General features: G+C 69.9%; 17 protein-coding genes. 14 read left to right on the top strand and 3 right to left on the bottom strand.

Translation table 11 applies throughout. The features are described 5' to 3' along the window. The first annotated feature begins 55 nt into the window (after positions 1 to 55). The 12 genes from CcI156_RS00690 (at position 56) to CcI156_RS00635 (ending at position 15711) form a co-directional block, all read left to right on the top strand. Entirely contained in the window at positions 56 to 1504 is a 1449-nt protein-coding gene (locus tag CcI156_RS00690) for an NADH-quinone oxidoreductase subunit D (RefSeq protein ID WP_076803971.1), read from the top strand. Next, a complete protein-coding gene (nuoE, locus tag CcI156_RS00685) occupies positions 1504 to 2292 on the top strand; it encodes an NADH-quinone oxidoreductase subunit NuoE (RefSeq protein WP_076803970.1) in 789 nt (262 codons plus the stop codon). The genes CcI156_RS00690 and nuoE overlap by 1 nt, the downstream gene beginning before the upstream one ends. Before the next feature lie 2 nt (positions 2293 to 2294). Further along, positions 2295 to 3626 (top strand): NADH-quinone oxidoreductase subunit NuoF, encoded by a 1332-nt coding sequence (gene nuoF / locus CcI156_RS00680; protein WP_076803969.1) that lies wholly within the window; start codon positions 2295 to 2297, stop codon positions 3624 to 3626. A gap of 5 nt (positions 3627 to 3631) precedes the next feature. Continuing rightward, positions 3632 to 6139 (top strand): NADH-quinone oxidoreductase subunit G, encoded by a 2508-nt coding sequence (locus CcI156_RS00675; RefSeq protein WP_023839798.1) that lies wholly within the window; start codon positions 3632 to 3634, stop codon positions 6137 to 6139. After that, positions 6136 to 7485, top strand: a complete 1350-nt coding sequence (gene nuoH, locus CcI156_RS00670; RefSeq protein ID WP_076803968.1) for an NADH-quinone oxidoreductase subunit NuoH — start codon at positions 6136 to 6138, stop codon at positions 7483 to 7485. Before CcI156_RS00675 ends, nuoH begins: the two co-directional genes overlap by 4 nt. Positions 7486 to 7488: 3 nt before the next feature. Then, on the top strand, positions 7489 to 8142 hold the full coding sequence (nuoI, locus tag CcI156_RS00665; protein ID WP_011435006.1) for an NADH-quinone oxidoreductase subunit NuoI: 654 nt from the start codon (positions 7489 to 7491) through the stop codon (positions 8140 to 8142). After that, a complete protein-coding gene (locus CcI156_RS00660) occupies positions 8139 to 8942 on the top strand; it encodes an NADH-quinone oxidoreductase subunit J (protein WP_076803967.1) in 804 nt (267 codons plus the stop codon). The genes nuoI and CcI156_RS00660 overlap by 4 nt, the downstream gene beginning before the upstream one ends. Continuing rightward, positions 8939 to 9238 carry an NADH-quinone oxidoreductase subunit NuoK gene (gene nuoK, locus CcI156_RS00655; RefSeq protein WP_063578251.1) on the top strand — a complete coding sequence of 100 codons (300 nt, stop codon included), beginning with the start codon at positions 8939 to 8941 and terminating at the stop codon, positions 9236 to 9238. Before CcI156_RS00660 ends, nuoK begins: the two co-directional genes overlap by 4 nt. Before the next feature lie 190 nt (positions 9239 to 9428). Then, complete coding sequence (nuoL, locus tag CcI156_RS00650) at positions 9429 to 11414, top strand: NADH-quinone oxidoreductase subunit L (protein WP_076803966.1); 1986 nt, start codon at positions 9429 to 9431, stop codon at positions 11412 to 11414. Position 11415: 1 nt separating this feature from the next. Further along, positions 11416 to 13059, top strand: a complete 1644-nt coding sequence (locus CcI156_RS00645; RefSeq protein WP_076803965.1) for an NADH-quinone oxidoreductase subunit M — start codon at positions 11416 to 11418, stop codon at positions 13057 to 13059. A 41-nt stretch (positions 13060 to 13100) separates the two neighbouring features. Further along, on the top strand, positions 13101 to 14636 hold the full coding sequence (nuoN, locus tag CcI156_RS00640; protein WP_076803964.1) for an NADH-quinone oxidoreductase subunit NuoN: 1536 nt from the start codon (positions 13101 to 13103) through the stop codon (positions 14634 to 14636). A 7-nt stretch (positions 14637 to 14643) separates the two neighbouring features. Then, entirely contained in the window at positions 14644 to 15711 is a 1068-nt protein-coding gene (locus CcI156_RS00635) for a polyprenyl synthetase family protein (RefSeq protein WP_076803963.1), read from the top strand. Positions 15712 to 15781: 70 nt separating this feature from the next. On the opposite strand, the gene CcI156_RS00630 is transcribed toward CcI156_RS00635, so the two are convergent. The 3 genes from CcI156_RS00630 to CcI156_RS00620 all read right to left on the bottom strand — a co-directional run bounded on the left by CcI156_RS00630 (position 15782) and on the right by CcI156_RS00620 (position 20330). Then, a complete protein-coding gene (locus tag CcI156_RS00630; RefSeq protein WP_011435013.1) occupies positions 15782 to 16978 on the bottom strand; it encodes a hypothetical protein in 1197 nt (398 codons plus the stop codon). A 407-nt stretch (positions 16979 to 17385) separates the two neighbouring features. Further along, on the bottom strand, positions 17386 to 18447 hold the full coding sequence (locus tag CcI156_RS00625) for a 2-oxoacid:ferredoxin oxidoreductase subunit beta (protein ID WP_076803962.1): 1062 nt from the start codon (positions 18445 to 18447) through the stop codon (positions 17386 to 17388). Continuing rightward, positions 18444 to 20330, bottom strand: coding sequence for a 2-oxoacid:acceptor oxidoreductase subunit alpha (locus CcI156_RS00620; protein WP_076804049.1), 1887 nt, complete (start codon positions 20328 to 20330; stop codon positions 18444 to 18446). Before CcI156_RS00620 ends, CcI156_RS00625 begins: the two co-directional genes overlap by 4 nt. A gap of 561 nt (positions 20331 to 20891) precedes the next feature. On the opposite strand from CcI156_RS00620, the gene CcI156_RS00615 reads away from it, so the two are divergent. Together CcI156_RS00615 and htpX are read left to right on the top strand one after the other, a co-directional pair. Continuing rightward, positions 20892 to 21968 (top strand): Rossmann-like and DUF2520 domain-containing protein, encoded by a 1077-nt coding sequence (locus tag CcI156_RS00615; protein WP_023839795.1) that lies wholly within the window; start codon positions 20892 to 20894, stop codon positions 21966 to 21968. 40 nt (positions 21969 to 22008) lie between these two features. Further along, complete coding sequence (gene htpX, locus CcI156_RS00610) at positions 22009 to 22881, top strand: zinc metalloprotease HtpX (protein ID WP_076803961.1); 873 nt, start codon at positions 22009 to 22011, stop codon at positions 22879 to 22881. Positions 22882 to 22909: the final 28 nt, after the last annotated feature.

Below are 22909 nucleotides of genomic sequence, written 5' to 3'. Positions count from 1 at the left end.
GCCAAGGCGATATCCCACGAGGCGACATCCCACGAGGCGACATCCGAGGTTCGCTATGACGACCAACACGTCGACTTCCTCCACCACGGACGATCTGACCACCGGGGCTCCCAACGGCACCGGGGCCCCCGACGGCGCGAACGGCGTCGGGGGCCCGACCGGGACCGTCGGCGGACCCGGGGAGCATCCGGCCTACGAGGCCGGCTTCACCGAGTCGGCGAACGGGCGGGTCTACACCGTCACCGGCAGCGACTGGGAGCAGATCCTCGGCGTCGGCGAGGAGGAGAACGAGCGGATCGTCGTCAACATGGGGCCGCAGCACCCGTCGACCCACGGGGTGCTCCGCCTGGTCCTGGAGATCGAGGGCGAGACGGTCACCGAGACCCGCCTCGTCATCGGCTACCTGCACACCGGCATCGAGAAGAGCTGTGAGTACCGCACCTGGACTCAGGCGGTCACCTTCCTCACCCGGGCGGACTACCTCTCGCCGCTGTTCAACGAGGCGGCCTACTGMCTGTCGGTGGAGAGGCTGCTGGGCATCACCGAGCAGGTACCCGAGCGGGCCACGGTGATCCGGGTGATGGTGATGGAGCTCCAGCGGATCGCCTCGCACCTGGTGTGGCTCGCGACCGGCGGCATGGAGCTCGGCGCCACCACCGCCATGATCTTCGGTTTCCGGGAGCGGGAGAAGGTCCTCGACCTGCTCGAGCTCATCACCGGGCTGCGGATGAACCACGCCTACATCCGGCCCGGGGGCCTCGCCCAGGATCTCCCCGACGGCGCCGAGCGGGCCATCCGGGCGTTCCTCGCGGACATGCCGAAGCGGATCAGGGAGTATCACGCGCTGCTCACCGGCCAGCCAGTCTGGAAGGCCCGGATGGTCGACGTCAACGTTCTCGACGCGGCCGGCTGCATCGCGCTGGGGACCACGGGCCCGGTGTTGCGCGCCGCGGGCCTGCCGTGGGACCTGCGCAAGACCATGCCCTACTGCGGCTACGAAACCTACGAGTTCGACGTGCCGACCGCGCTGGAGGGCGACTCCTTCGCCCGCTACCTGGTGCGGCTGGAGGAGATGGGCGAGTCACTCAAGATCGTTGATCAGTGTCTGGACCGGCTGCGTCCCGGCCCGGTCATGGTCGCCGACAAGAAGATCGCCTGGCCRTCCCAGCTTTCTGTCGGGTCCGACGGGACGGGCAACTCACTCGCGTACATCCGGAAGATCATGGGGACCTCGATGGAGGCCCTGATCCATCACTTCAAGCTGGTGACCGAGGGATTCCGCGTCCCGGCCGGTCAGGTCTACACCCAGATCGAGTCGCCGCGCGGAGAGCTCGGCTACCACGTGGTCAGCGACGGCGGCACGAGACCCTTCCGCGTCCACGTGCGGGATCCAAGCTTCGTCAACCTGCAGGCCGTCCCGGCGCTGACCGAGGGCGGCCAGGTGGCGGACGTGATCGTCGGGGTCGCCTCAGTCGACCCGGTGCTCGGGGGAGTTGATCGTTGATGGCGTTCTCGCCGGAGACCCATGCGGCCGCGCAGGAGATCATCGCCAGGTACCCAGCCGGCCGATCCCGTTCGGCCCTGCTCCCGCTGCTGCWCCTGGTACAGGCCGAGCAGGGATGCGTGACCGCGCAGGGCGTCGCGTTCTGCGCGGACGTGCTGGGCATCACCCGGGCCGAGGTCGGCGCGGTGGCGACCTTCTACACGATGTACAAGCGGCATCCGGTCGGGGACTACCTCGTCTCGGTCTGCACGAACCTGTCGTGCGCGCTGCTCGGTGGCGAGGACGTCTACGAGCGGGTCTCGAAGCTCCTCGGGGTCGGCCATGACGAGACGACGCCKGACGGGTCGATCACCCTCGAGCACGCCGAGTGCCTCGCGGCCTGCGACTACGCACCGGTCATGACGGTGAACTACGAGTTCTACGACCAGGTCGACCCCGACTCCGCCCAGGCGATCGTCGAGGACCTGCGAGCGGGGCGGCGGCCGGCGCCGACCCGCGGCGGTCCGCTGTGCTCGTTCGCCGAGGTCTCCCGCCAGCTCGCCGGGTTCGGCGATCCGAGACCGGAGGGCGTCGCGGGCCCGGGGGTCGGCGAGCCGTCGGTCGTGGGTCTCCTCGTGGCCGAGGCGGCCGGCTGGAGCGCCGAGCAGGCGCCCGCGCCGCTGGTCACCCACGGCGTGGTGGCCGACGCGGCGGCGCCGCGGCCCGCCGCCCCACCGCCTGCCGGGCCGCCGCCCGCGGTGGTTCCAGCGCCGACGACCCCGGCCTCCTCGGAACGGAAGGGGAGCTGACAATGCCCGTCACCCCGGTCCTCACCCGGCGCTGGAACACGCCGGAGTCGTGGACGATCGAGACCTACACCCGCCTCGACGGCTACACCGCGCTGCGCACCGCCTTCGCGATGGCCCCGGACGACCTCATCAAGCTGGTGAAGGACTCCGGGCTGCGGGGGCGCGGCGGCGCCGGCTTCCCCACCGGGATGAAGTGGGGCTTCATCCCGCAGGGCGACGGCAGGCCGCACTACCTCGTCATCAACGCCGACGAGGGGGAGCCGGGCACCTGCAAGGACGCGCCGCTGATGATGGCGGACCCGCACTCGCTCATCGAGGGGATCATCATCGCGGCCTACGCGGTGCGGGCCGGCCGGGCGTTCGTCTACCTGCGCGGCGAACTGATCCACGCGGCCCGTCGGCTGCAGGCCGCCGTGGCCGAGGCCTACCGGGCCGGCTACCTCGGCCGGGACATCCTCGGCAGCGGCTTCGACCTCGACCTCGTCGTGCACTCCGGCGCGGGCGCCTACATCTGCGGCGAGGAGACAGCCCTGCTCGACTCCCTGGAGGGCCGTCGCGGCCAGCCGCGGCTGCGCCCGCCGTTCCCCGCGACGCACGGCCTGTACGCCTCCCCGACGGTGGTCAACAACGTCGAGACGATCGCGTCGGTGCCGTACATCGTGAACTACGGCGTGGACTGGTTCMGGTCAATGGGCCGGGAGCGCTCGCCGGGGCCGAAGATCTACAGCCTGTCCGGGCACGTGACCCGGCCCGGCCAGTACGAGGCCCCGATGGGCACCACGCTGCGGGAGCTGCTCGACTTGGCCGGCGGCGTGCGGGGCGGTCACGGGCTCAAGGCGTGGACCCCGGGCGGGTCGTCCACTCCGATGCTGACCGCCGAGCACCTCGACGCGCCGCTCGACTTCGAGGGCATGCAGGAGGCCGGGTCGCTGCTTGGCACGGCCGCACTCATGATCATGGATGACACGGTCGACATGCTCAAGGTCGTCCGCCGGCTCACCCAGTTCTACGCGCACGAGTCGTGCGGCAAGTGCACTCCGTGCCGCGAGGGCACCACCTGGATGGTGCAGATCCTGTCCCGGATGGAACGGGGCCAAGGCGACGCCGAGGACGTGGACACCCTCGTCGACGCCTGCGACAACATCTTCGGCCGGGCATTCTGCGCGCTGGCCGACGGGGCCACCTCCCCGATCGTCTYGGGGATCAAGTACTTCCGGGACGAGTTYATCCCGGTGAGTGCGGTGACCACGAAGCCGAACCCCACCCCGGGAGACGCCACGGCCGGCGACGGCTCGCCCGCGTCCGCCCCGGGTGCCTACGCGGGAGCGCACTGACCATCATGACCGTCGCCCCATCCAGGCCTCGCGCCTCCGAGCCGGCCCAGCCGGCCGCACCMGACCTCATCACCCTCACCATCGACGGGCTGTCGGTGAGCGTGCCCAAGGGCACCCTCATCATCCGCGCGGCCGAGCTGCTCGGCATCGAGATCCCGCGGTTCTGCGACCATCCGCTCCTCGACCCCGTCGGAGCCTGCCGGCAGTGCATCGTCGAGGTGGAGGGCCAGCGCAAGCCGGTCGCCTCCTGCACCACGACGGTGGCCGCCGACATGGTCGTGAAGACCCAGCTGACCTCGCCGGTCGCCCGCAAGGCCCAGGCCGGCACGCTTGAGTTCCTGCTCCTCAACCATCCGCTCGACTGCCCGATCTGCGACAAGGGCGGCGAGTGCCCGCTGCAGAACCAGTCGATGGCGAACGGCGGCGCRGTCTCCCGGTTCAAGGAGACCAAGCGGGTGTACCCGAAGCCGCTGGCGATCTCCACCGAGATCCTGCTGGACCGGGAGCGCTGCGTGCTGTGTGCCCGCTGCACCCGGTTCTCCGCCCAGATCGCCGGGGACCCGTTCATCGAGCTGTTCGAGCGGGGCGCCGCCGAGCAGGTCGCGGTGAGCGACGGGCAGCCGTTCTCCTCCTACTTCTCCGGCAATACCGTGCAGATCTGCCCAGTGGGGGCGTTGACCAGCGCCGCCTACCGCTTCCGGGCCCGGCCCTTCGACCTGGTCTCCACGCCCACGGCGTGCGAGCACTGCGCGTCGGGCTGCTCCCTGCGCACCGACCACCGCCGGGGCAGGGTGACCCGTCGCCTCGCCGGCGACGACCCGGCGGTGAACGAGGAGTGGAACTGCGACAAGGGCCGGTTCGCCTTCACCTACGCGCGCGCGGCCGATCGGCTCACCACCCCGCTGATCCGCGACGACGACACCGGGCAGCTCGTCCCGGTCTCCTGGAGCGAGGCGCTCAAGTACGCCGCGCGGGGGCTGGCCGAGTGCCGGGACCGGCGCGGGGTCGGGGTGCTCACCGGCGGGCGGCTGACCCGCGAGGACGCCTACGCCTACGCGAAGTTCACCCGGGTGGCGCTGGCCAGCAACGACGTGGACTTCCGGGCCCGGCCGCACTCCGCCGAGGAGGAGCAGTTCCTCGGGTATGCCGTCGCCGGTACCGGCATCGGCGTCACCTACGCCGATCTCGAGGCCGCCCCGGCCGTGCTCCTGGTGGCCTTCGAACCGGAGGAGGAGTCGCCCATCGTCTTCCTGCGGCTGCGTAAGGCCGTGGACAAGCACGCCGCGGCCGTGCACGCGCTCGCCCCCCTGGCGAGCCGGGGGCTGACCAAGCTCGCCGGCACCCTCGTGCCGACGCGGCCGGGCGAGGAGGCGGCCGTCCTCGACGCGCTCGCCGCCCCCGACCGGGGCGGGCCGGAAGCACCGACCACGCGGGCCCTGCGGGCGCCGGGGGCGGTGATCCTGGTGGGCGAGCGGGCCGCGGAGTTCCCCGGGGCCCTGTCCGCGGCCGTCCGGCTGGCCGAGGCGACGGGTGCCTCGCTCGCCTGGGTTCCGCGGCGGGCCGGTGACCGCGGCGCGGTCTCGGCCGGACTGCTTCCCTCGCTGCTGCCCGGCGGTCGCCCGGTCACGGATGCCGCCGGGCGCGCCGAGGTCGAGGAGGTCTGGGGGGGTCCGCTGCCCGGCGCGCCCGGCCGCGACACCGACGGCATGCTGGCTGCCGCCGCGGCCGGGCGGCTCGACGGGATGATCGTCGCCGGCGTTGACGCGGAGGACCTGCCGAATCCGGCGAGTGCGCTCGCGACGCTCGCCCGGATGCCGTTCTGCGTCTCGATCGAGCTGCGCCGGTCGTCGATCGCCGAGGTCGCGGACGTGGTTCTGCCCATCGCCCCGGTGGCGGAGAAGGCCGGCTCGTTCGTCGACTGGGAGGGCCGGCTGCGACCGTTCCAGCGGGCCCTGGACACCCCGGCCCTGCCAGACGTCCGGGTGTTGCACCTGCTTGCCGCCGAGATGGGCCTCGACCTCGGCCTGCCCGACGCCGGCGCGGCCGCCCGCGAGCTGCGCGCCCTGGGTCGGGCCGGCGACGGCGTGAGCCGGGTGCCCGCACCGTCGGAGCCGATCGCCGAGCCGCCCGTCGCGGGGGTGGGTGAGGCGGTGCTCGCGACCTGGCACCAGCTCGTCGACGACGGCGCTCTGCAGGCCGACGAGCCCTACCTGGCGGGCACCGCGCGCCCGGCGGTGGCCCGCCTGTCCGCCGCGACCGCCGCCGAGATCGGCGCCGTGGCCGGGAGACGGGTGACCATCACGGCCTCCCGTGGCTCGATCACCCTGCCCGTCGAGGTCACGGCGATGCCCGACCGGGTGGTCTGGGTGCCGACCCACTCGCCGGGCTCGCACGTGCGCCGGGCGCTCGCCGGGGACGCCGGGGTCCTCGTCCGGGTGGGCCCCGCCGAGGACGATCCCCCTGCCGAGGACGGCACCCCCGCCGGGGACGACACTCCCGGAGGCCGCGCATGAGCGCCACCCCGTCCACGCTCGTCTGGGCCGCGGCCGCGGATCCGGACCTGCACGCGTTCGCCGACGACCCGTTCTGGCTGATCCTGCTCAAGGCCGTGGCGGTGTTCGCCTTCCTGCTGCTGATGACGCTGTTCGCGATCGTGTTCGAGCGCAAGGTCGTCGCGAAGATGCAGCAGCGGGTCGGCCCGAACCGCCACGGCCCGAGGGGCTGGCTGCAGAGCCTCGCCGACGGCGCCAAGCTGATGCTCAAGGAAGACCTCATCCCGGTACTCGCCGACAAGCCGATCTTCATCCTGGCGCCGATCGTCTCCGCGGTGCCGGCGTTCCTCGCCTTCGCGGTGATCCCCTTCGGCCCGGAGGTCTCGATCTTCGGGGAGCGGACCACGCTGCAACTGGCGGACCTGCCGGTGAGCGTGCTCTACCTGCTGGCAGCCGCCTYCCTCGGCGTCTACGGGCTCATTCTGTCGGGCTGGTCGAGCGGGTCCACCTACCCGCTGCTCGGCTCGCTGCGTTCGGCCGCGCAGATCATCTCCTACGAGGTCGCGATGGGGCTCGCGTTCGTCGCGGTGTTCATCTACGCCGGCACGCTGTCGACCTCYGGCATCGTGGCGGGCCAGTCGGGTCGCTGGTACATCGTGCTGGTGCCGTCGTTCGTCCTGTACTGCATCTCGATGGTCGGCGAGACGAACCGGACCCCCTTCGACCTCCCCGAGGCCGAGGGCGAACTGGTCGGCGGGTTCCACACCGAGTACAGCTCCATCAAGTTCGCGTTCTTCTTCCTGGCCGAGTACATCAACATGGTCACCGTCTCGGCGATCGCGACGACCTTGTTCCTCGGGGGCTGGCAGCCTCCGCCCATCCCCGGCCTGTCCGGTCTGAACTCCGGCTGGGTTCCGCTGATCTGGTTCGTCCTCAAGCTGCTGGCGTTCCTGTTCTTCTTCATCTGGCTGCGCGGGACGCTGCCGCGGCTGCGGTACGACCAGTTCATGAGCTTCGGCTGGAAGGTGCTCATCCCGGTCGGTCTGGTCTGGGTGCTGGCCGTCGCGACCTTCCGCGTCTACCAGAAGCACGTGGACGACCGCACGCCCTGGCTCGTCGGGTTTGGCGTGGTCGTCGGCATCCTGCTGATCGTCGCGCTCATCGATCCCGGCGGCGCGAGGCACCAACGGGAGCTGGAGGAGGCCGAGCAGCGCAAGCTGGCCGAGGCGCCGAGCCTCGACCGCATCCCGTGGCCCCCCCCACCGCAGGCCGCTGGACGGGGTCGTCCGGCGGTGTCCGCCGGTGCCTCGGCCAATGGGTCGTCCACTGTCATCCCCGCGGACCCCGGTCCGCGTCAGGAGCGTTGAGTCATGGGGATCCTCGACCCGTACAAGGGGTTCGGCGTCACCTTCGGGACGATGTTCAAGAAGCCGACGACCGAGCAGTACCCGGAGGAAAAAAAGGAGACCGCTCCGCGTTTCCACGGCCGTCACCAGCTCAACCGGCATCCCGACGGCCTGGAGAAGTGTGTCGGGTGCGAGCTGTGCGCCTGGGCGTGCCCGGCCGATGCGATCTATGTCGAGGGCGCGGACAACACCGAGGCCGAGCGGTACTCCCCGGGCGAGCGGTACGGCCGCGTTTACCAGATCAACTACCTGCGGTGCATCCTGTGCGGGCTGTGCATCGAGGCCTGCCCCACCCGGGCGCTGACGATGTCCAACGACTACGAGCTCGCCGACGACAGCCGACAGGATCTGATCTTCACCAAGGAACAGCTGCTCGCTCCGCTGCGCGAGGGTATGGAGGCGCCGCCGCATCCGATGCGGCTCGGCTCCAGCGAGACCGACTACTACACTCGCGACCCCGACGCCCCGCTGCCCTGGCAGGCCTCGGGGCAAGAGCAGGTCGCGGGGCAGGCCGCGGAGCTGGAGGCAGCAGACGTCATTGCCCGGCGGACGGCGGGCGAGCACTCCCGGGCGGATGAGGTTCCCGCCCACGGCGCCGGTTCGGAGCGACCACGATGAACCACGAGATCCTCGCCGCGGCGGGGGACATCACCAGCACCTCCACCGGTGAGGCCGCGACCTTCTGGATTCTCTCGCCGGTCGCGGTGCTGGCCGCACTCGGCATGGTGATGGTCCGCAGCGCCGTGCACTCGGCGTTGCTGCTGGTGGCCAACCTGTTCTGCGTCGCGGTGTTCTACCTGATTCAGGAGGCACCGTTCCTCGGGTTTGTGYAGATCATCGTCTACGCGGGCGCGATCATGGTGTTGTTCCTGTTCGTGCTGATGCTCGTCGGGGTCGACTCGTCCGACTCGTTGGTGGAGACCATCCGTGGTCAGCGCCTCGGCGCGATCGTCTTCGGCCTCGGCTTCGCGGGCCTGCTGGCCTTCCCGATCGGTTCGGCGATCGACGGCGGGAGCGCCAAGGGCCTGTCCGAGGCGAACACCGGCGGCAACGTCCAGGCGATCSGCCGTCTGCTGTTCACCGACTACGTCTTCGTCTTCGAGGCGATCTCGGCGCTGCTCGTCGTCGCCGCGATCGGCACGATGGTCCTCGGCCACCGGGAACGTGAAGGCGGCCGGATCAGCCAGCGGGAGTGGATGCGGCGGCGCTTCACCGAGGGCCGTCAGGTCACCCCGTTGCCCGGGCCGGGCGTCTTCGCCCGGCATGACTCCGCCGACACGCTAGGGCTGTTGCCGGGCGGCGGGCGCGCCTCGGGCATCGGGGGCGTCCCCGGGACGCCCGACGAGCCGGGCGGCGGCATCTCCCGGGACGCGGACGGCTCGGCGCCCGTCGGCGCCGGTAAGGGGGACGGTCGATGAACCCCGCGAACTATCTGATCCTCTCCGCGCTACTGTTCACCATCGGCACGGTCGGGGTCCTCGTCCGGCGCAACGCGATCGTCGTGTTCATGTCGGTGGAGCTCATGCTCAACGCCGTGAACCTGACCCTGGTCACGTTCTCCCGCATTCACGGGACCCTCGACGGGCAGATCATGGCCTTCTTCGTCATGGTCGTCGCCGCGGCCGAGGTCGTCATCGGCCTGGYCATCATCCTCAGCATCTTCCGAACCCGTCGCTCGGCGTCGGTGGATGACGTGAACCTGCTGAAGTACTAGATCCCAGCCAAGCACGAGTACGAGCGCGAGCACCAGATCTTGACCAGCACTCCCACCGCGGACCGGGTCGGGTGGACTCTCCGGTCCGCTCCCGCCGCCGGAACGCGGCTGCGACCGGCCGTCGGCCACGGAAGAACGGACGACACTGCAGTGACGCATTATCGCCAATGGCATCCGCGGCGGAGTCGCGATGAACGCTGACCCGCTTCTGCTCGCTGCCGCCGAACATGGCGGCAGCAAGATCCATTATGCGGCCGCGTCGGGGGTCTTCTCGCTGACCTGGCTGCTCATCGCGCTTCCATTGGCCGGAGCCRCGGTGCTGTTGCTCGGCGGTCGGCGGACCGACGGGTTCGGGCATCTGCTCGGCACACTGACCTCCGCCGCCAGCTTCGTGATCGGTCTGGTGCTGTTCGCCGGCCTGCTCGACCGCCCCGGTGACGACCGGGCGCTGTCCCAGCAGCTGTACTCCTGGATTCCGGTCAACGGTTTCCGGGTGGACGTCGGTCTGCTGGTCGACCAGCTCTCGGTCGTCTTCRTGCTGCTGATCACCGGGGTCGGGACACTGATCCACATCTACTCGATCGGCTACATGGCGCACGACCCGGCCCGGCGGAAGTTCTTCGCCTACATGAACCTCTTCCTGGCGTCGATGCTGCTGCTCGTCCTGGGCGACAACTTCCTGTCGCTCTATGCCGGCTGGGAGCTGGTCGGGCTGTCGTCCTTCCTGCTCATCAAGTTCTGGGAGTACAAGCCGGCCGCCGCCACCGCGGCGAACAAGGCCTTCTACATGAACCGGGTCGGGGACGTCGGGCTGGCGCTCGCGATCATGTTCATGTTCGCCACCGTCGGGTCGACGAGCTACGCCGACGTGTTCGGCTCGGCCGCCGCGGGCGTCATCGGTTACGGCACGATCACCGCGATCGCGCTGCTGCTCCTGCTCGCTGCGTGCGGCAAGTCCGGCCAGTTCCCGTTGCAGGCCTGRCTGCCGGACGCCATGGAGGGCCCGACCCCGATCTCCGCGCTCATCCACGCGGCGACCATGGTCACCGCCGGGGTCTATCTCATCGTGCGGGCCGGRCCGATCTTCAACGAGACGCAGGCCGCCCGTACCGTCGTGGTGATCATCGGGGCGGTCACGATCCTGATCGGCTGCGTCATCGGCTGTGCCTACGATGACATCAAGAAGGTGCTGGCCTACTCGACAGTCAGCCAGATCGGGTACATGTTCCTCGCGGTGGGGCTGGGACCGGCCGGCTACGCGATCGGCATCATGCACCTGCTCGCCCACGGCTTCTTCAAGGCCGGTCTGTTCCTCGGATCCGGCTCGGTGATCCACGCGATGAATGACGACCAGGACCTGCGTCACTACGGCGGGCTCTGGCGGTATATGAAGATCACCTGGGTGACCTTTGGTGTCGGCTACCTGGCGATCATCGGGTTCCCSGGGTTCTCCGGCTTCTTCACCAAGGACCGGATCATCGAGACCGCCTTCGACAAGGGCGGGACGTCGGGATACCTGCTCGGCTCGATCGCGCTGCTGGGCGYGGGCATCACCGCCTTCTACATGTCCCGCCTGTTTCTGATGACCTTCCACGGCAGGCCGCGCTGGACGACGGAGGGCGAGYACGCTCGGCATCCGCACGAGTCCCCGGGGTCGATGACCGGTCCGATGATCCTGCTGGCCGTCGGCTCGCTCCTCGCCGGTGGCCTGTTCGTCCTCGGCCATTCGCTGCAGGACTGGCTCGAACCGGTCGCCGGGGCGGGGGTCGAGGGTGTCCACACCTTCTCGCCGCTCGTCCTCACCCTGCTCACGCTGGTGGTCACCGCCGGYGGCTTTGCCGGGGCCTATGTGCGCTACCAGCTGCGCCCGGTCGAGGCGAYGGCCCCGCCGGACTCCGAGGTCACCCTGGCCACCGTCGCCGCCCGTCACGACCTGTTCGCGAACACCTTCAACGAGACCGTCGCGATGCGGCCCGGCCAGTACCTGACCCGTTTCCTGGTCTGGCTGGACCTCGTCGGCGTTGACGGGCTCGTGCGGGSCAGCGCCGCCGCCATCGGCGGCCTGTCGGGGCGGATGCGCCGCCTCCAGACCGGCTTCGTCCGGTCCTACGCTCTGTCGATGTTGGGAGGTGCCGTCCTCGTGGTCGGCGCTCTGCTGCTGGTGAGGGCGGGCTGACATGCACACAGTCCCCTGGTTGACGATCATGTTGATCGTCCCGGCCGCGGGTGYGGTGGTCGTCGCCGCTCTGCCCCGCCGGCTGTCGACCCTCGCCAAGCAGCTCACCCTCGGGCTCTCGCTGGCGGTTCTGGTGCTCGCGGTCCTTGCGACCGCGGCCTACAACCCGGACAAGGCCGGCTTCCAGTTCGCCCAGTCCTACGACTGGATCAAAACCTTCGGCATCTCCTACTCGGTGGGGGCCGACGGCATCTCGCTGGTGCTGATCCTGCTTGCCGCGCTGCTGGTGCCGGTCGTGGTCCTGGCGTCCTGGGACGAGGCAGGCGCGGATGGCGGGACGACCGGTGCGACGGATCCGACCGGCGCGGCCGCCGTCGGCGCGGCCGCCGTCGGGGTGGACGGCGCCGGGACGCGGAGCAGGCGGTCGGTCCCGGCGTTCTTCGCGCTGCTGCTGGCGCTGGAGGCCGGGATGATCGGCGTGTTCGCCGCTACCGACGTCTTCCTGTTCTACGTCTTCTTCGAGGCGATGCTCATCCCGATGTACTTTCTCATCGGGAGCTACGGCCCGGTCCGGGAGCAGGCCCAGCGCTCCTACGCGGCGGTCAAGTTCCTGCTCTACAGCCTCTTTGGCGGCCTGCTGATGCTCGCTGCCGTGATCGGACTGTACGTCGTCTCCGCCGACAACCTCGGCAGCGGAACCTTCGACTTCGCCACCCTGCGGCAGATGGACATCACCCCCGGGGTGCAGAAGCTGCTGTTCCTCGGTTTCTTCCTGGCGTTCGCCATCAAGGCCCCCCTGTTCCCGTTCCACACCTGGCTGCCCGACGCCGGCGCGCAGTCGCCCACCGGCGGCGCGGTGCTGCTGGTCGGGGTGCTGGACAAGGTGGGCACGTTCGGACTGATCCGGTACTGCATCCCGCTGTTTCCCGACGCGGCCGACTACTTCGCCCCGCTGGTGCTTGGTCTGGCGGTGATCGGCATCTTCTACGGCGCCCTGCTCGCCATCGGGCAGCGGGACATGAAACGGCTGGTCGCCTACACCTCGCTGGCCCACTTCGGCTTCATCGCGCTGGGCACCTTCGCCTTCACCTCCCAGGCGGGCAGCGGCGCGGTGCTTTACATGGTCAACCACGGCCTGTCCACCGGCCTGCTTTTCATGGTCGTGGGCTTCCTGGTGGCGCGCCGCGGCACTCGTGACGTCGGTGCTTACGGCGGCCTGGCCAGGGTGACGCCGGTGCTTGCCGGGGTGTTCCTCGTCGCCGGACTGTCGTCGTTGGCGTTGCCTGGAACGAACAGCTTCGTCAGCGAGTTCCTGGTGCTGGTGGGGACGTTCACCCGGAACAGGCCGCTGGCGATCGTCGCGACCACCGGCATCGTGCTGGCCGCGATCTACATCCTGTACCTCTACCAGCGGACGATGACCGGACCGGTGGTGCACGAGGAGAACAAGGTCCTGGTCGACCTCAGCCTGCGCGAGAAGCTCGTCGTCGCCCCGATGGTCGCGCTCATCGTCGCGCTCGGGGTCTACCCCAAGCCGCTGCTCGACATCATCACGCCGACGGTGACGGCGACCTACGCCGATATCGGCAAGTCTGACCCGGCTCCGACGCACTCGGTGGCCGCGGAGTCCGGAGGCCACTCGTGAGCGCCACACCCGACCTTCTCCTGGCGCAGGGATCGAACCCGATGATCACACCGCCGTCGATCGAGTACTCCTCGCTCAGCCCGATCCTGATCGTGTTCGGGGTCGCGCTCGTCGGGGTGCTCGTCGACGCCTTCGCCACGAAGCGGGCCCGGCGGACCTTCCAACCGATCCTGGCGGGTGCGGGCTTCGTCGCCGCGCTCGTGGCCGTGGCGGTGCTGCACGGCCGGCAGGCCATCCTCGCCTCCGGTGCGCTGGCGATCGACGCGCCGACCTTGTTCATGCAGGRCACGATCCTGGTCTTCGCCCTGCTGTCGGTGCTGCTGGTGGCCGAACGCCAGCTTGACTCGTCCGGCGGGGCTATTGTGGCCTCGGCCGCGATCACCCCGGGCTCGAAGGGATCGACGGCGCAGCAGACCTCGGCAGACGTGCAGACCGAGGCGTATCCGCTGATGGTCTTCTCGGTCACCGGGATGATGCTCTTCGTCGCCTCGAACAACCTGCTAGTGATGTTCGTGGCGCTGGAGATCCTCTCGTTGCCGCTGTACCTGCTGGCCGGGCTCGCCCGGCGCCGTCGGCTGCTGTCGCAGGAAGCGGCGATGAAGTACTTCCTGCTCGGGGCGTTCTCCTCGGCCTTCTTCCTCTACGGCGTCGCGTTCGCCTACGGATTTGCCGGCAGCGTGGAGCTCGGGGCGGTCGCGGACGCGGTCAGCAACGCCGGTGCGAACGACACCTACCTCTATCTGTCGCTCGCGCTGCTGGCGGTGGGGCTGTTCTTCAAGATCGGCGCCGTGCCGTTCCACTCCTGGACGCCGGACGTCTACCAGGGCTCGCCGACGCCGGTTACCGCGTTCATGGCGGCGGGGACGAAGGTCGCCGCGTTCGGTGCCCTGTTGCGGGTCTTCTACGTCGCCTTCGGAGGGCTGCGCTGGGACTGGCGACCAATCCTGTGGACGATCGCCATCCTCACCATGGTGGTCGGCGCGGTGCTCGCCCTGACCCAGCGTGACATCAAGCGTATGCTGGCCTACTCGGCGATCGCGCACGCCGGGTTCCTGCTGGTGGGCCTCGCCGGCACCAACACCGACGGCCTGCGCGGCTCGATGTTCTACCTGGTGACCTACGGCTTCACGACGATCGCCGCCTTCGCCGTGGTCTCCCTGGTCCGTACCGGCGACGGCGAGGCCGGCGACCTGTCCCAGTGGCGGGGGCTCGGCAGGACCTCGCCCCTGCTGGCCGGGACGTTCTCGTTCCTGCTGCTCGCGCTCGCGGGGATCCCGCTGACGAGCGGGTTCACCGGGAAGTTCGCGGTGTTCCAGGCCGCGATCGCCGGGGACGCCACCCCGCTGGTAGTCGTTGCACTGGTGTGCAGCGCCATCGCCGCCTTCTTCTACGTGCGGGTCATCGTGCTGATGTTCTTCTCCGAGCCGCTTGCCGAGGGACCGGTGGTGGTGACCCGCCCGACGCTGACCTTCGCCGCGGTCGCCATCGGTACCGTGGCTACTCTTGTACTGGGAGTAGCGCCACAGCCACTCCTGGACCTCGCGACGACCGCCGCGACGTCCGGCTTCGTACGCTGACGGTGGTATGAGCGCTATCGGGCTGGACGTCGTGGGGATCAGGACCGATCCTGATCTGGAAAAGGCCGTGCGGGTGGGTCTCGCCCGGGTGGAGGATCTGCTGCGCGAGTCGGTGCGCAGCGAATCCGCCTTCGTGACCGAGACCTCCCGCCATCTTGTCGACGCGGGGGGGAAACGTTTCCGTCCGATCGTCGTGCTGCTGGCGGCGCAGTTCGCCGATCCCGAGGCCGTCGGCGTGGTGCCGGCGGCGGTGGCGATCGAACTCACCCATCTGTCGACGCTCTACCACGACGACGTGATGGACGAGGCGCCGCGGCGGCGGGGAGCGGCCTCCGCGAACACGCGGTGGACGAACACGGTCGCCATCCTCACCGGGGACTACCTGTTCGCCCGCGCTTCCGACATCACGGCGGACCTCGGCCCGGAGGCGACCCRCATCCTCGCCCGGACGATCGCGACCCTGTGCGAGGGGCAGATCCGGGAGACCGTGGGCCCGGCGCCCGGGCAGGACCCGGTCGAGCACTATCTGCGGGTCATCACGGACAAGACCGCCTCGCTGATCGCGACCTCGGGTCGGCTCGGTGCCATGCTGGCGGGCGCGGACCCGATCACCGTCGATACCCTCGCGACCTTCGGGGAGCTTTTCGGGGTGGCTTTCCAGCTGTCCGACGACATCATCGACGTTGCCTCGGACCCGGTGGACTCCGGYAAGACGCCCGGCACGGATCTGCGGGAGGGAATCCCGACCCTGCCGGTGCTCTACGCGCTGCAGGCCGACGACCGGGCGGCGGGACGGCTCCGGGAGCTCATCACCACCGGATTCGCCCCCGGCGACGGGAACACGGAGGACCGGGTGGGCGAGGCTCTCGATCTGCTACGCGGCCACGTGGGCATGGCCCGGGCCCGGGCGGAACTTATCTCCTGGTCGAGCCGGGCGCGGGAATGCCTCGCGTCGTTGCCGGACAACCCGGCGAAGACCGCCTTGGAGTCCCTCGCGGACTTCGTGGTTGACCGCACCGGCTGRGCGTGGTGTGGGGAGCGCCCGGAAATCCGGCGACCTGGCCGCATCTGGTGAGATCCGGCCAGGTCGCGAGGTCGCGAGGTCGCGAGGTCGCCAGGTCGCGAGGTCGCCAGGTCGTCCTGGGTCAGTGTCCCGACGCGACCGCCGCCGTGGCGGTGCTCGCGGACTGCGTACAGGTGTATGTGGTTCCGGCTGGGTCGGCGTGGCCCTTCGTGGCACCGGTCTGCGTATCGAAGAATGTCTCGAGCAGCGGAGTGACGTCGATCGGCGTTGGATGGAACGGCAGGGAGCCACCGGCCGAAGTCGGCGTCGGGCTCGTTGAGGGGGTCGGGTCGCCCCACGGCCACGAGTCGGTCGGCGACGGCGATGTCGTGGCCGCGCCGGCGCTCTCCGTCGGACTGGGCGCGATGGTACGCAGGTCGGTGGGGCTCGTGCTGGGTGAGCTGAGCTCGTCCCGCGGCGTCAGTGGCACGATCGGGATCGGCGAGGTGCCGGGGCCCAGATAGGCCTCGCCGGTGGCGTGGGAGGAACCTGACCGCCCGGACGGACTACCGGGGTGGGCGCCCAGGCCGGACTGGCTCGTGCTCGGCGCCAGCAGCGCCTGGGACGGAGTGGGCAAGGCGGCCTGCGGACGGTCGCGGGAGGCCTGCGTCTGGGAGGAACCGAAGGCGGTCCCGCCCGTGTACTGGACCCGAGGCGCCTCGCCGGCGTTCGGGCCGGTCGTGGCGCCCGTCGGATCGCCGCCCAGGGCTACGCCGGCGACCAGCGCGGACAGCCCGGCGAGCGAGACGGTTCCCGCCGCGGCGAGCCGCACCCGCCCGCTGCTTCGCCGATCGGCTGGTGCCCGGTGCGCGCCGGGCATCCGGCCGGGGCTCCCGGCGGACGGGTTCGTCGGATGGACGTCGGCGGGCCGGTGGCTCGCGGCGGGGGAGGCGGGCCCGGGAACGTGGAAGGGATTGTAGAGGGTGCCGAGGGTGCCGCCGGCTTGCACCCCGGCGGCGGCTGTCGTGGCTGTCGTGGCGAACCGTGGCCGGCCGGTCCGGGACAGCGTGTCCAGCGGCCGGCGACGCTGGGCGGCATCGCCGACCCGGCTGGCCGTGGCCTCCCGGGCCCGGCGGGCGGAGGTGCTCACCGACAGCGGGCCGGTAATCGTGTCGAGCTCGCCGGGTGGGGCGACCGGGGGCCGTGGCGGGGTCGGCGGTGGGAACGACGCGGCCGCCGCGGTGGAGGTCGTCGGCGCCGCGGCCGAATGGCGGCCGGTGGCCTGCCTGGCGGCTCCCTGGCGCTGGCGTGAATGCCGACCGGCCGAATGATTACCCACGGCGACCTCCGGGAGCGGTCCGGACGACGACGCCGACCGAGCCGCGGGGTTGCCCGGCGCGACCGGCCGTGATMGGAACGGTCATGTTGATGGTGCCCCTGGGCGAACGCGGACTCGCCACGGACCGCGGGCATAGGGCTCGATGAACCCGCACTGCGCCTCCGGCTGCATCGGTGTTGTGAGCCCCCCCGGGCCACACGGCACCCCCACGCGCGATGTCACCTTACCGGAAGGTGCCGGAGTGGCGCACTCYCCGGCAGATAGCTGCCAAGCGGCATTATCAATGACATAGTTCTGTGGTAATGCGGGCTCTGCCCGGCCGTCTGGGGCGCGGGGCCGCGCGCACGCCCCGGCCGGCCGGGCCACGGGCTGTGGAGTGCTGATCAGATCAGCGGACGGCTTTCAGATCACTCGATGGTCCAGGTCTCCCCACCAGCGACCAGCGACATCAGGTCCCCGTCGCCCTGGCGGGTCTTGGCGTCGGCGATCTGGGCGTTCAACGCCTCGTCGTAGGTCGGCGCGTCGACGTCGCGGAAGATGCCGATCGGGGTGACGCCGTGCGAGTCACCGGTGAGCCGGGACAGCGCGAACGCCTGGCTCGGATCGGCCGCCCAGGCGTCGTGGACGAGGACGTCCGGGCTGCCCGCCGGGACCACCTCGAGGCTGCCGTCCGGCGCCCGTCGAATGGCCTTGTCGCCCTCGGTGCCGAAGACGAGGGGCTCGCCGTGGGCCAGCTTCAGCGTCACGTCGTCCCGGCTGGTCCGGTYCTTGAGCGGGTCGAAGGCGCCGTCGTTGAAGATGTTGCAGTTCTGGAAGATCTCCACGAAGGCGGTGCCGGGGTGCTCCGCGGCCGCGCGCAGCACCGAGGTCAGGTGCGCCCGGTCGGAGTCGATGGACCGTCCGACGAACGTGGCCTCCGCCCCCAGCGCCAGCGACACGGGGTTGTACGGCCGGTCCAGCGAGCCGAACGGCGTCGACTTGGTGATCTTGCCGATCTCGGACGTGGGGGAGTACTGCCCCTTCGTCAGTCCGTAGATCCGGTTGTTGAACATGAGGATCTTCAGGTTGACGTTGCGGCGCAGCGCGTGCAGCAGGTGGTTCCCACCGATCGACAGGGCGTCGCCGTCCCCGGTGACGACCCAGACCGACAGGTCGGGACGGGAGGCGGCGAGCCCGGTGGCGATCGCCGGTGCCCGGCCGTGAATGGAGTGCATCCCGTACGTCTGCAGATAGTACGGGAACCGTGAGGAACAGCCGATTCCGGAGATGAAGACGATGTTCTCCCGGGCCACCCCGAGATCAGGCAGGAACCCCTGGACGGTGGCGAGAATGGCGTAGTCGCCACATCCCGGGCACCACCGCACTTCCTGGTCGGAGGTGAAGTCCTTGCGGCTCTGCTGRGCCGGCGCGGCCGGCACCAGGTCGAGCAGCCGGTTACTGATGCCGCTGCGATTCGTCGTGACGGTCACTGGTTGATCACGTCCTCCAAGACGCCCGCCAGCTCCGCGGCCTTGAAGGGCAGCCCGCGAACCTGGTTGTAGCCGATCGCGTCGACGAGGTACTCGGCCCGGATCAGGGTCCTTAGCTGCCCGAGGTTCATCTCGGGAATCAGCACCTTGTCATACGACCGCAGGATGTCCCCGGTGTTGGCGGGGAAGGGGTTGAGATGACGCAGGTGTGCCTGAGCGACGTGCATGCCCTTGGCGCGGACCCGGCGGCAGCCGGCCGCGATCGGGCCGTAGGTGGAGCCCCAGCCGAGGACGAGCAGCCGGGCCTGCCCGGACGGGTCCTCCACCTCCAGTGGCGCGACATCGTTCGCGATACCGTCGATCTTCGCCGCGCRCAGCCGCACCATCCGGTCGTGGTTGGCCGGATCGTAGGAGATGGCACCCTGGCCGTCCGACTTCTCGATGCCGCCGATGCGGTGCTCCAGGCCCGCCGTGCCGGGGACTGCCCACGGCCGGGCGAGGGTCTCCGGATCACGCAGGTAGGGCCAGAACTCCGGCCCCTTCGGCCCGGTGTGGTTCGGCTCGGTGGCGAAGGCGACGCTCAGGTCCGGCAGCTCCGAGCGGGTCGGCAGCAGCCACGGCTCCGAGCCGTTCGCCAGGTAGCCGTCGGAGAGCAGGAACACCGGCGTGCGGTACTTGGTAGCCAGGCGGGCGGCCTCGATCGCGGCGTTGAAGCAGTCCGCCGGGGAGCGCGGCGCGACGATCGGAACCGGAGCCTCGCCGTTGCGGCCGAACATCGCCTGGAGTAGATCGGCCTGTTCGGTCTTGGTGGGCAGGCCGGTGGACGGGCCGCCGCGCTGGATGTCGACGATCACGAGCGGCAGTTCGAGACTGACCGCGAGGCCGATGGTCTCGCTTTTGAGCGCGACACCCGGGCCGGAGGTCGTCGTCACGCCGAGTGATCCGCCGAAGGAGGCACCGAGCGCGGCGCCGATGCCGGCGATCTCATCCTCGGCCTGGAAGGTCCGCACGCCGAACCGCTTGTGCCGGCTCAGCTCGTGCAGGATGTCCGAGGCCGGGGTGATCGGGTAGGAGCCGAGGAACACCGGCAGGCCGGTCAGCTCGCCGGCGGCGATCAGACCGTAGGACAATGCCGTGTTCCCGGTGATCCGTCGGTAGGTACCAGCCTTCATCCGGGCCGGCGCCACCTCGTAGGTGACCGAGAAGGACTCGGTGGTCTCGCCGTAGTTGAAGCCGGCACGGAAGGCCGCGACGTTCGCCGCGGCGATCTCGGGCCGTTTGGCGAACTTCTTCTCCAGGAAGCCGACGGTGCTCTCGGTCGGCCGGTGGTACAGCCAGCTCATGAGGCCCAGGGCGAACATGTTCTTCGCTCGTTCGGCCTCCTTCTTGTTGACCCCGGCGCCGACACCCTCGGCGGCGTGCACCGCGTTGATGGTCATCGAGGTGAGCGGCACCCGATGCACCGTGTAGGCATCCAGCGTGCCGTCGGTCAGCGGATCCGTCGTATAGCCGGCTTTCTTGAGGTTGCCGCCGGTGAATGCATCGGTGTTGACAATGAGATTGGCCCCCGGCGGCAGATCCTTCAGATTCGCCTTCAGGGCCGCCGGGTTCATTGCAACCAGTACGTCCGGTGCGTCACCCGGGGTGAGAATGTCGTGATCGGAAAAATGTAGCTGGAAGCCGGACACACCGGCCGGCGTGCCGGCTGGGGCGCGGATTTCGGCAGGGAAGTCCGGAAGCGTCGACAGGTCATTGCCGAATGCTGCCGTCTCGCTGGTGAACTGTTCTCCGGTGAGCTGCATACCGTCGCCGGAGTCGCCCGCGAAGCGCACGACGACCCGGTCGAGCCGGCGGGTCTCCCTCTCCCTGACCTGCTCTGACACCTTCAGTGACCTCCTCGGGTACCGTTCCAGCCTACCGGCCGTATCAATGATGYGCGCGCACCGTGCCGCCGAGTTCGATCGCTCCATCCTCGTCGACGATCGACGATCGACCTCGGTCTCCGTAGCCGTCGCGCCGTATGGTGATTTTTTGCCAACTCTACGTATATAGTCTTTGTCGTTGCGATCGTCCRGCTGGCGTGTCTTGACCCTGATATCGCTGGTCAGAAGGGGTGTACCGCCCGATGGAGGTGATCGGCCGGATCCGGTTCAATGCGCTTCCGGTAATGCTTTCCACAATTTCGGGGGAGGCCCGGCCTGTCAGGGAATCGACAGGGTGATCTTTACGTCGGGCGCCMGGAGTGGTGAGCTCGCTCTTGCCGGCGACCTGGCCCGATCCGCGATGTTACCGATTGTAGCTATTTGGTGGCTTGTGGCTGTATGTCCGGTGAGGCCCGGCATCGGGGCATGCTGGCTGTGCGGGCGGCCGGGGTCGGCGGGTGGTCAGGTATCAGGGGCGGCCCCCTCGGAAGCGGCCGGCTCCGGAACGGGGAGCATCGGGACATGACGCATCGCCCGCACGAGCAGTCGGATGCCGCGAGCGGCCCGGATGACGGTCGACCCGACGCCGCACCTTTGTCCACGGCGGCGAGTGCCGGGCCGCGGGAGGCCGGGCCGCGGGAGAAGGTGGGAATCGTCGGGCCGGGCCGGGCCGGCACGGCGCTGGGCCTCGCTCTGGCAGCGGCCGGATATCCGGTGGTGGCCGTGGGAGTGCGCTCGCCGCGGCACCGATCGAGGGCCGTGAACCTGTTTCCGGACGCGGGGGTCGGCGGGGTGGCCGAGGTCGCCGGGCGGGCCGAGGTCCTCCTCGTCTCCGTGCCCGATGACGCGATCGGGCCGGTCGTCACGGACCTGGTCGCGGCGGGAGCCGTCGGACCCGGCCGGACACTCGTGCATCTCAGTGGGCGCCACGGCCTGGGCGTCCTGGCGGCAGGCGGTGACGTGGGCGCGGCCCGTATCGCGCTTCATCCKATCATGACCCTGCCGGGGATCATCGAGGACTCCGGTCTCCTCGTCGGTGTCCCGTTCGGGATCACCGCCGATCCCGTGGCCGAGGGGCTGGCCCGCCGCCTGGTCACCGACGTCGGCGGCATCGCTCTGCCCGTCGCGGATGACCGGCGGGATCTCTACCACGCCTCTCTYGTGCTCGGCGGGAACTTCCTGACCACCCTGGTGGCAGCTGCCGGCGAGGTGCTGGCCGCGGCGGGCGTGCCGGATCCGGCCGCGGCGCTCGGTCCGCTGCTGCGGGCATCGCTGGCGAACACCCTGACCGACGGCTGGTCGGCGTCGACCGGACCGGTGCGACGCGGTGATCTCGGCACCGTCGTGGCACATCTGACCGCGCTCGACCGGCTGGATCCACAGATCGCCGCCGTGTACCGACGATTGGCGATCTTCACCGCGGAGGAGCTCGAACGGGTCGGGCTGCTCGCCCCGGCCGTGGTCGCACGCCTGCGCGAAGCCGTCCCGGACGAGCCCGGCGACCGACCGGGCGAGGCCCGCCGCGGGCCGGCAGCCGTACGGGTCGGGGGCGGCGGCCACACGTCCGACGGGAACGTTCGGCCAGCGCCGTCGCGTTGAGACAGGTGTACCGGTTCGACAGGACGGACACTCGATCGCCATGCCACACCGCCACTTCAACGGTCTGAAGACCGCGCTGCTGCTGGGCGTGCTGTCCGCCGCCATCATCGTGGTGGGTTCGCTGTTCGGGCGCGGAGGTCTGGTCATCGCGCTCGTGCTCGCGGTCGGTATGAACGGCTTCGCCTACTTCTTCTCTGACCGGATAGCCCTGCGGGCCATGCGGGCCTATCCCGTGACGCAGGTCGAGCAGCCCCGGCTCTACGCGATCGTCGGGGATCTCGCCCGCAATGCCCKGATGCCCATGCCGCGGCTGTACCTCAGCCCGACCCGGGCGCCCAACGCCTTCGCTACCGGCCGTAACCCGCGAAACGCGGCGGTCTGTTGCACTGAGGGCATCATGGAGATTATGGACGATCGTGAGCTACGCGGCGTTCTCGGTCACGAGCTCAGCCACGTCTACAACCGGGACATCCTGATCGCATCGGTGGCCGGTGCCCTCGCCAGTGTTATCGTCTATCTGGCGAACATGGCCCAGTTCCTGGCTATTTTCGGTGGGCGGAACGATGAGGACGGTCCCGGCATCTTCGAGCTTCTGCTGCTGATGATCCTGGGTCCCGTCGCGGCGACGATCATCCAGCTCGCGATCAGTCGGTCCCGGGAGTACCAGGCCGACGAGTCCGGCGCGACGCTCACCGGTGACCCRATCGGGCTGGCGAACGCGTTGCGCAAGCTGGACGCCGGCACCGCGGCGCGGCCCCTGCCGCAGACCTCCAAGCTCGGTCCCGCCGCCGCGCTCATGATTGCAAATCCGTTCCGGGGTGGGGGGGTCGGGAAGCTGTTCTCCACCCATCCGCCCATGAACGAGCGGATCGAGCGTCTCGAACAGATGTCACGCATGAATCCGTATCGGTGACCGGGCCCGATGGCCACGATGTTGTCCG

This window comes from Frankia sp. CcI156 (assembly GCF_001983015.1).
GTDB lineage: Bacteria > Actinomycetota > Actinomycetes > Frankiales > Frankiaceae > Frankia > Frankia casuarinae.
This window is presented reverse-complemented; position numbering and strand designations above follow the sequence as displayed.